Origin of the sequence: Spirosoma sp. 48-14, assembly GCF_001898575.1 — a bacterium.
Taxonomy (GTDB): Bacteria; Bacteroidota; Bacteroidia; order Cytophagales; family Spirosomataceae; genus Spirosoma.
This window is the reverse complement of the sequence record NZ_MKUD01000032.1, coordinates 107,723-118,018: the sequence shown is the minus strand read 5'-3', so window position 1 is coordinate 118,018 and position 10,296 is coordinate 107,723. Positions and strand designations below refer to the sequence as shown.

Sequence of the window (10,296 nt, the reverse complement as noted above, 5' to 3'; positions counted from 1 at the left end):
ATCGGCGATTGGCCCAAAGGCATCGATTGCCAACTGCATTGCTGTTGTTGCCATCATACCAGCCGCAGAAATGGCCACACCATACAGGCCAGCAAAATGATAGGATGTATAAATACCAGCCGCCAATACCAGAATCGGCAACACCGTTGATTCCATACCAACTGACAATCCACCGATGATATTGGTCGCTGCCCCCGTCGCCGACTGGCGAATAATGGACAATACGGGGCGACGCCCCATGGCTGTATAATATTCGGTAATTGACGACATCAAAGCGCCGACAATCAAACCCGTTATAATCGCATAGAATACATCCATCCGGGAGAATTCTACACCGCGAATCTCCATCGTCACATCCGGCAGATAATTCGTGACCAGAAAATAGGACGCAATAATCGTGATAATAATCGAGGCCCAGTTACCCATATTTAAGGCTCCCTGAACACTACCATTGTCATTGCTGATCTTCACAAAATAGGTAGCGATAATCGAGAAGATCAGACCTAGCCCCGCAATCATCATCGGTAGTACAATGGGAGCGTGACCTACAATATTCATATCAGCCGGAATCTTGATTTCACGACCCAGTACCATTGTCGCCAGAATCGTTGCCACGTATGAGCCGAAGAGGTCAGCGCCCATACCAGCTACATCACCCACATTATCGCCTACGTTATCGGCAATGGTGGCCGGGTTACGTGGATCGTCTTCAGGAATACCCGCTTCTACTTTACCAACAAGGTCTGCACCTACATCGGCCGCTTTGGTATAAATACCACCACCTACCCGAGCAAACAAAGCGATCGACTCTGCTCCCAGCGAGAAACCAGCCAATACCTCAAGGGCCCGTTCCATCGGCAATCCGTTCATATCGCCCGTTGAGGCAACGTAGGTATTATATAGTACGAGAAAAAGACTACCAAGTCCTAATACGGCCAGACCTGCCACACCAATACCCATCACTGAACCACCCGTAAATGATACATCTAACGCGCGGGCCAGACTGGTACGGGCAGCATGAGCCGTCCGTACATTGGCTTTCGTAGCAATGTTCATCCCTATGTATCCCGCCAGAGCTGATAAAAAAGCACCCAGGATGAAGGAGAGGCCAATAACGGGGCTGGAATTTTCAACCAAGGTACCTGAATAAGCCAGCAGAAGGGCTACAACGATACCGAAATAGGTAAGAACTCGCCATTCCGCCTTCAAAAAAGCGATGGCACCATCGGCAATATACGACGAGATTTCCTGCATCCGGTCGTCGCCGGCTTCCTGTTTAGACACCCACAGGAATTTGGTGTACATAATCACCAACCCGACAAGACCCAATACGGGAACCAGATAAACACTGTAATTCATGCGAATAAGTATAGGTTTTAGAAATAAACTGCCCCAAAGATAGCTTTTGAGGGAAATAACCCAACGTCAAAAAAGTCGTTTTTTGACTTTTTTCGAGGTTAATTACGTTTTTTTTAGGAGCAAAAATCGCAAAAACATGTATTTAGACGGTCTTTTCTCCTGAAAAGCCAGCAATTATCCTCACTTCCCCTAACTACTTACCTATAATCCTGCAATAAACTATAGCTCCTAAGTAGTATCACGTAACTATAAGCTTGCGTTTATAGGTCTTGTGCTCATTATCACTGATTCTGTAACGACTATATATCCGCATAAATACTTATTTATTTCATCAGCATGGCATACTTACTCTCTGCTTATTGAGGCCCAAAAATTAAATCTTCATTAAATTATAATTTATATTATAAAAAATTTAAATAACAGAATATAATTCTAAAAATATTTTTATTATTAAAATATAATTTTCTTATAATTGACAAAACTTACCGAGTTAGTAAGCCCATTTTACACTTTCTTAACTTAACTAAGCTGATTGTCATGAAGAAGTATTTACTACTGAGTCTACTCATTATAGGCTTTAATTGCTCGTTGGCATGGGCACAGAGTCGCAAGATAAGCGGCACCGTTACTGCCGAAGAGGGCGTTGGTGGATTTGCGGGGGCTACTGTTGTTGTGAAAGGTACCACCATCGGTACAGTAACAGATGTGAAGGGAGAATACACGATAAACGTACCCACTTCTGGAGTTATTCTTGTGTTTTCAGCCGTAGGTATGCAAACCATCGAAGAAGCAATCGGAGGCCGAAGTCAGATTAACGTTACCCTGAAAACGGATACCAAACAACTAAATGAAGTCATCATCACAGCGCTTGGTATTAAAGAAGAGCGCGACAAATTTGCCTCTTCGGTCTCGACTGTAGACGGAAAAAACATTGCCAAGTCGGGCGAAACCAGTCTCCTGACCGGCTTAAGCGGAAAAGCATCCGGGGTATTAATTACCCGAAACGGGGGCGATCCAGGAGCGGGGGCTTATATCCAGATTCGGGGTCAGAATACCATCAACGGTAACGCCCAACCCCTGTTTATCGTGGACGGAATTCCGGTAAGCAACTCCAGTGATAATACAGGGTCAGCGGCTGGCAACTCCATCGTTCAGCAATCGCGTGTCAACGACATCAATCCCGAAGATATCGAAAGCATGGAGGTACTGAAAGGCGCTTCGGCGGCCGCTTTGTGGGGGACTCGTGCAGCCAATGGGGTCGTTATTATTACCACAAAAAAGGGAAAAGACTCTAAAGGAAAAGTCAATATTACGTTTAAATCGACCGTTTCCTTCGACAAGGTCAATAAGATGCACGAGTTGCAGCGAACCTACGGACAAGGTACTGGTGGGCGCTTTGTACAGGGAAACAAGACCAGTTTCGGTGACCTGATTGCCGACCGTACCGGCGGCCCGGACACATACATCACCGATCCTACGGCTGCGGGCTACCAGGGTTTTGTTACCTTTCCAGATGGCACGAAGCGCTACGCCATAGCGTCAGGAACCACGGCTAGTCCACATGGAGGGAAAAACGCAAAAGATACCTACGATCATACGAATGATGTATTCCAGACAGGGCATTTCACCGATAATAGCCTGAATATCAGCGGTGGCAATGCCCGATCAAACTTCATGATCAGCTATTCGAATCTGAACCAGGAAGGGGTGATCAAGGCGTATAGCAATTACCAGCGCAACACGGCCCGAGTCAATGTAGCCAGTCAGTTTACCGAATGGTTCCGGGCATCGGCTAACGTAGGGTACAGCAAGGTATATTCGTCTCGTACGCAACAGGGTGATAACCTGGATGGTATTCTGCTGGGCGGAACCCGTACTCCACCAGATTTCGACAATTCATACTATACCGGCACCTATACAAACGCGACAGGGCAGGTCTTCAACGACGTACACGTATCGTACCGGAACCCGCTTGGGATCGATCAGAACTCCATTTATTCAAACCCGGTCTGGAACATCAATAATAACAAAAACAGTACCGACGTCGACCGAATCACGGGGAATGTAGAGCTGAATATTACCCCAAAATCATGGCTGACCATTACAGGCCGTACCGGTATCGACAACTTTACCGATGCCCGTCTGGAACGTTTTGCCCGCAATTCATCGACTTATCTGGGAGGCTATCTGTCGAAAAACTGGATTACTGAAAAGCAGTTCAATACGGATATCTTTATCAATGCGACCAAAACCTTCAACAATGATTTTAACGGTTCGGTCCTGGTAGGGGTCAACTACAACAGTCGGCGAAAAGCGATCCTATCCGACGCCATCACCAATTTTATTGTCCCCACGGCTCCAGATATTCTGACGAATGCGTTGAATTCCAACCTGTCGGCCAGCAACTACAACTCGCTGATTCGTACCTACGCCTATTATGCTCAGGCAGAAGTACAGGCGTATAATATGGTGTTCCTGACGCTGACGGGCCGCAATGAGAGTGCCTCGACCTTTGGATCAAAAACGAACAGCAGTTTCTTTTTCCCTTCGGCTGCGCTGGCCTGGCAGTTTAGCAAGTTGAAAGGGCTGGAATCCAGTTCTGTGATTAGTTTCGGTAAACTCCGGGCTACCTGGGGTCAGGTAGGGATTCAGCCCCAACCCTATCAAAACTTTACCACCTTTTCGCCAGCCTCCTATGGCGATTCGTTTGCGGGTGGGTTGACCTCAGCCAGTTCGTTATACGGTGGGGGGTATGTTCGAAGTACAACGGCTGGGAATGACTTCCTGCGCCCTGAACGGAAAACCGAAACCGAATTGGGTGTCGATCTGCGATTTCTCAACAACCGCTTTACCTTCTCGGGAACAGCGTACAGCAATACAACGAAAGATGTAATTCTGTCGTTAAACGTACCTTACGAAACGGGCTATACCGTTCGGAATATCAACGCAGCGGAATTATCGAACAAGGGACTCGAATTTGAAGCCAGTGCCGACATGCTTCCGCAAAGCGATTTCAAATGGAACCTCTCGGCTAATTTCTCCCTGAACCGCAACAAAGTGATCTCGCTGGCTGGCTCCTCGGTCTATATCCTGCCCGACAGCTACCAGGAAAACTCCTCCCTGATTCCGGGGCAGCCATTCGGTGTCTTTTATTCAACCGACTTTCTAAAAGACGAATCGGGCAAGTATAAGCTGGATGCCAATGGGTTTCCGCAAGGTGGCACCGACAACGAAATCATTGGCAACCCAAATCCAAAATGGCGGGGTGGACTCGGTAGTACCTTCTCCTACAAAGGGGTATCGCTGTATGTTTTGTTTGATCGGGTGTCGGGCAATGACTTTTACAACGGTACACGCGGTGCGCTTTATAACATAGGTACGCATGCCGACCAGGGACACACAGCCGTTGCTCCGGCTGGTGGAATTAAAGATGTAAACGGAAACCTGATTGCAGCAGGCACAAAGTTCCAGGGCGAAATCAAAGACTTTGGCGCTGGCCCCGTAGCGCTCAATCAGGCCTGGTATCAGGGACGTGGTACGGCATTCAACTCCGCTTCATACAAGCAATTCATCGAAGACGGGAGTTCATCACGACTACGCGAAGTGACGCTGACGTATAGCCTGCGGAGCCCTAAATTCCGCCAGTTTACTCACCTGTCGTCTGTTGATTTTGCCCTTACCGGCCGAAACCTCGTCCTGTGGACTAAATACACCGGCACCGACCCCGAAGTAAATATTACCGGAGCTGGCTTATCGCGCGGGCAGGACTGGTTCACTAACCCGAATACCAAGTCCATTCTGTTCTCGGTAAAAATCAACTACTAACCTGTTTCCGGCATCCGGTTTACGGCAGGCCATTGGCTTAGTCAGTTGACACACGACCTGTTAACGCGGCCTTACCTCTATTACTGGCTCGTCGTAATCCCCAAACTTCTTCAAACCATGAAAAAATTAGTTTCGCATAAAATCTCCGTCGCTTTGGTATTGATTACCCTGCTCAGCAGTTGTAGCGATTTATTTAATGAGCCTAACATTAAAAGCAATCCGAACGCAGTTACCGATGTCGATGTAGCCACCTTACTATCAGGAACGCTGCTGGGAGTAGCCATGATCCATGAAGATACCGACGTACGAATTGGTGCCATCTGGGCTGGTCAGTTGAATGGTCTGGCTCGCCAGCATCAGGGCTATGCCGACTATATTGTGTCATCGCAGAACTTTAGCTGGAGTCCTTTATATCCTGCGGCCAGTCAGGCTCGTCTTATCCAGACCAAAGCCGATGCCGTTGGCGATAAGTGGACAAAAGGGATAGGTCAGGTATTGGAAGCGCTATTAATTGCCAAAGCCACTGATTTCTATGGTGATATCCCTTATAGCCAGGCCTTCGATGATGTAAAGTATCCGACACCCACATTCGACAAGCAGGCTGATGTATATGCAGCCCTTCAGACCACGTTAGACAATGCCATTCAAAATCTGTCGGCACCAGCAGGTTTGGCAATTGCTACTCAGGATTTCATTTATGGCGGCAATGTGGCGAAATGGAAAGCAGCAGCTTATACCCTGAAAGCACGACTGTATCTTCATGCTGGTGACTATGCCAAAGCCGTTACCAATGCCACATCGGGTATCAGCAGTACCGCCGGAGATGCGCTGATTCCACACGGTACCAGCCAAGGGGTCGATTATAATCAGAACTATGATTTTTTCCGGGTAAACCGGGCAGGCGATACAGGTTTCGATGGGGCTTATCTTCCCGTGTTGATGCAGTCACGCATTAAATCGGCCAATACAAAAACAGACGAAACATCGCTCTACAATCATTACTTCAAAGTCGGCATAACCGCAACGGGCAGTCTGGACCCGAATACGACCGATGGCGCTTTTACAGCCTCTTCTCCGCATCCGATCATTACGTATTATGAAAATCAGTTGATTCTTGCCGAAGCGCAGGCCCGTCTGGGTGTCACCGATAAAGCCCTTGATGCCCTTAACTCAGTTCGGAAAGGGCTGGCTAGTGGGTATATCAACGGGAAAACAATTTCAGCTACCGGCCTTAAATACGATGCCTATACGCTGAGTGACTTTGCACCCACTGGTCTGGCGAATCCAACAAAGCTAGCAACGGTACAAACGGCCCTGCTGTATGAAATCATCAGCCAACGGTATATTTTCCTGCTAATGCAATACGAGGCTTTTAACGATGTCCGTCGACTCGAAAAAGCGACACCTGTAGTCCAGTTGCCTATCCCCTTATACACAGGCACCAAAAAGCCTGAACGGTTTATTTACCCTCAGAATGAAGTAAATACCAATCCGAATGTGCCCAAGCCCCTGCCAGACCAGTTTACGAAAATTCCGATCTTTCAATAAATACGTTTAGTTGTTAGGTAATGCGGGTTAAAAGGCTATCCTTTTGGGATAGCCTTTTCTATGCTTTCGTTGTAAATTTGTCCATTCCATCTTAACTGCTTCCGACTGTGTTGCTTCAAAAACGCCTACCCATTCTGCTATCTGGTTTATTACTCTGCTTATCCTTATCCGCTCAGGTGCCTTACGGCCCAATTAAACTGGCTCCGGCTGGTGAAATTATATCGAATCTTAACAAGCTCAACGTCCTGGGAACGGTACTCTACGTAGCCGCTCACCCCGACGACGAAAACACCCTGTTTCTGGCCTATATGGCAAAAGGGCGGCTTGTCAGAACGGGTTATCTGGCCTTAACGCGGGGCGACGGCGGGCAAAACCTGATCGGAGCCGAACAGGGCGAAAACATTGGGGTAATTCGTACTCAGGAATTGCTGGCCGCCCGGCGCGTCGATGGGCCTGATCAGTTTTTCAGCCGGGCCTACGATTTTGGCTTTTCCAAATCGACCAACGAAGCCGTACGAACCTGGGGTCAGGACAAAGTACTGGCCGATGTGGTCTGGATCATCCGCAAGTACCAGCCTGATGTAATCATCACCCGCTTTCCACCCGACGCCCGCGCCGGACATGGGCACCACAGCGCATCGGGCTACCTGGGCGAAGAAGCGTTCAAAATCTCGAACGACCCGACCAAATTTCCGGAACAACTAGCCTATGTAAAACCCTGGCAGGCGAAGCGCATCCTCTGGAACGTTTTCATTCCGGGTGCTTTCATGAGCAATAAAAAACCCGACGAAGCTGGCAACCTGATCGGTATCGAAACGGGGCTCTATAATCCGCTACTGGGCAAATCGTACGGCGAAATAGCCTCTGAAAGCCGGAGCCAGCACAAGAGCCAGGGCTTTGGTGTAGCGCCTAACCGAAATGCCCGTATCGATTATCTGCTGTTGAAAGGCGGTGATCCAGTGGAAAAAGACCCATTCGACGGCATTGATGTAAGCTGGAAACGGATTAAAAATAGTGATGCTGTTCAGACACAGGTTACACAACTCATTTCGTCGTTCAAGCCCGACCAGCCTTCGGCTTCAGTTCCGGCGCTGGTGCAGCTATACGGGTCGCTCGGCAAGCTGGACACCACCAATAACTACGTAAAAATCAAGCGTCAGGAGGTGCAAACACTTATTCAGCAATGCCTGGGCCTATGGATCGAAACCAACCCAACCGATTTTGCCGCTACACCGGGTGAGACGGTCAAAGTGTCTACGAACGTGGTAAGTCGGGAAGACTTTCCCGTTAAACTGGTCAGTATTCACTACTCGACCGGAAAAGATACCACCCTCAACCTGGCCTTAAAACCTAACGAAGTCGTTCAATACCCGACCTCGCTCGCGATTCCCAAAACGCAGAAGATTTCGCAACCCTACTGGCTCGAAAAACCGATTGATAAAGGGCTGTTTCAGGTCGATAATCAGCAACTGATCGGTTTGCCCGAAAACCCAGCAGCCGTAGCTGCCAGCTACACAGTCGAAATCAATGGTCAACGCTTTATCTATACCCGACCCGTCGTTTATAAATCAACCGACCCAGTCGATGGCGAGATTTACCGGCCCTTTATCATCCAGCCTGACGTAACAGCCAACCTGACCGAGCGAGTGTTCACCTTCAGCGATAACACGCCAAAAAGCGCCGATCTGGTCCTGAAAGCGGGTCGTGCTAATGTATCGGGAACCCTCATCCTAACCGCCCCAACTGGCTGGCGTATTGAACCGGCATCGGTCCCATTCTCACTGACCTACAAAGGCGATGAGCAACGGGTTACGTTTACCGTAGTGCCAACGAATCAGGCTAAAGATGGCAAGTTACAAGCCAGCATGACAACGTCCAGTGGCACCTTCACGACCGGCCTGCGACAGATTGCCTACAAACATATTCCAACGCAAACGCTTTTCCCACCCGCCGAAGCCAAACTGGTAAAGCTGGACATCAAAGTGACAGCTAAGAACATCGGTTACATTGTGGGTGCGGGCGATGAAGTTCCAGCGGCCCTTCAGCAAATGGGTTGTAAAGTCACGATTCTTGGGCCTGCCGAACTCAACGGCAATCTATCAGGCTATGATGCGATTGTAGTGGGGGTTCGGGCATATAACACCAACCAGTGGCTGGCTCGCTACCAGCCAAAACTCCTGGATTATGTAAAAAATGGCGGTAACATGATCGTCCAGTACGTAACCCCCGGAAGTTCGTTTCTGCGTAATGACCCATCGTTGCCACAGCTTGGCCCCTACCCTTTCTCCGTTGGCGCTGAGCGGGTTACCGAAGAAGACGCCAAAATGACGTTCATCAATCCACAGCACCCGCTGCTTAACTACCCGAACAAAATTACCGATGCCGACTTCAACGGCTGGATTCAGGAACGCGGCATTTATTTCGCTAAAGAATGGGACAAAGCTTACGAGCCCATTTTCTCGGCCAACGATCAGAATGAAGCGCCTAAACAGGGAAGTTTACTCTACGCTACCTACGGCAAGGGTCATTTTATGTACACAGGGCTAGTCTTCTTCCGCGAGCTACCTGCCGGTGTACCGGGTGCCTACCGCCTGTTTGCCAATATGATTTCCGCAGCAAGTAGCCCAGCCGCATCGGTATCAGGCTCACAGCGTAAGTAGCTATCTTATTGTAACATAGGCTTTTTTGTGGCGTGTTAATATGGCATTTAATGTGGTATCAGGTTCTTCAACCTGACACCACAAGAAGGTATCAGCCTAAGTATTCTCTTATTGTAGGGTGTTGGTGTGGCGTCGGGTTCTTCAACCCGACGTGTGAGGTTTCTCAAAACCGAACGAATCATACACTCGGTTTTGAGAAACCTCGCGCAGTCAGGTTGAAGAACCTGACTGCACGAGACAAACAACTTACTGAACGTCTTCCAGATTTCTGGACAGGCTTTTATTCAATAACGGTTCGATCAGTTCAGCGAGTTAGTCAATTGTTGTAGGCGCAAGTATTGCAATAGCATGATGGTTTTACCATCCATTATTTCGCCCCGCATCACCATGTCTATTGCCTCACTGACAGGCAATTCCAGAATGTCGATTTCTTCTTCGTCAATACCGCCACCGGCTACCCGCTCGGTATCGGCTGTATAGTGAGCCAAATAAAAAAACAGTTTTTCTGTCACCGAGCCGGGGCTCATATAGGCTTCCATCACCTTTTGTACCGACTGAATCCGGTAGCCCGTTTCTTCTTCTGTTTCGCGTCGGATGGCATCGTCTGGGTGTTCATCATCCAGCAATCCAGCGCAGGCTTCAATGAGCATCCCGCCTGGGTTCCCATTGACGAAGGTTGGCAGCCGAAACTGACGTGTCAGAATAACCGTGTCGGCCTGAGAGTTATAGAGCAGAATGGTAGCCCCATTGCCTCGATCATATGCTTCCCGTTGCTGCGTTGTCCACTTACCGTTTTTACCAAGATAATTAAATGTAAATCGTTTCAGAATGTACCAATTATCTGAAAGCAGTTTCTCCTCCGTTATTTGTACGCGATCCGCATGCATTTGTTCAATTTTGTTAT

At 48.6% G+C, this 10,296-nt stretch carries 5 protein-coding genes; 3 read left to right on the top strand and 2 right to left on the bottom strand.

Annotated elements, in window-relative coordinates:
• The coding region (locus BGO59_RS18155; protein ID WP_293685327.1) for a sodium/proton-translocating pyrophosphatase at window positions 1-1,359 on the bottom strand (1,359 nt) is incomplete at its 3' end.
• A gap of 537 nt (window positions 1,360-1,896) precedes the next feature.
• On the opposite strand from BGO59_RS18155, the gene BGO59_RS18150 reads away from it, so the two are divergent.
• The 3 genes from BGO59_RS18150 (at window position 1,897) to BGO59_RS18140 (ending at window position 9,392) form a co-directional block, all read left to right on the top strand.
• Entirely contained in the window at window positions 1,897-5,184 is a 3,288-nt protein-coding gene (locus tag BGO59_RS18150) for a SusC/RagA family TonB-linked outer membrane protein (RefSeq protein WP_293685326.1), read from the top strand.
• Window positions 5,185-5,301: 117 nt separating this feature from the next.
• Window positions 5,302-6,732, top strand: a complete 1,431-nt coding sequence (locus BGO59_RS18145) for a SusD/RagB family nutrient-binding outer membrane lipoprotein (RefSeq protein WP_293685325.1) — start codon at window positions 5,302-5,304, stop codon at window positions 6,730-6,732.
• 110 nt (window positions 6,733-6,842) lie between these two features.
• On the top strand, window positions 6,843-9,392 hold the full coding sequence (locus tag BGO59_RS18140) for a PIG-L family deacetylase (protein WP_293685378.1): 2,550 nt from the start codon (window positions 6,843-6,845) through the stop codon (window positions 9,390-9,392).
• Between the two features lie 299 nt (window positions 9,393-9,691).
• On the opposite strand, the gene nudK is transcribed toward BGO59_RS18140, so the two are convergent.
• Window positions 9,692-10,279: a GDP-mannose pyrophosphatase NudK gene (nudK, locus tag BGO59_RS18135; protein WP_293685323.1), complete on the bottom strand. Its 588-nt coding sequence runs from the start codon at window positions 10,277-10,279 to the stop codon at window positions 9,692-9,694.
• Window positions 10,280-10,296: the final 17 nt, after the last annotated feature.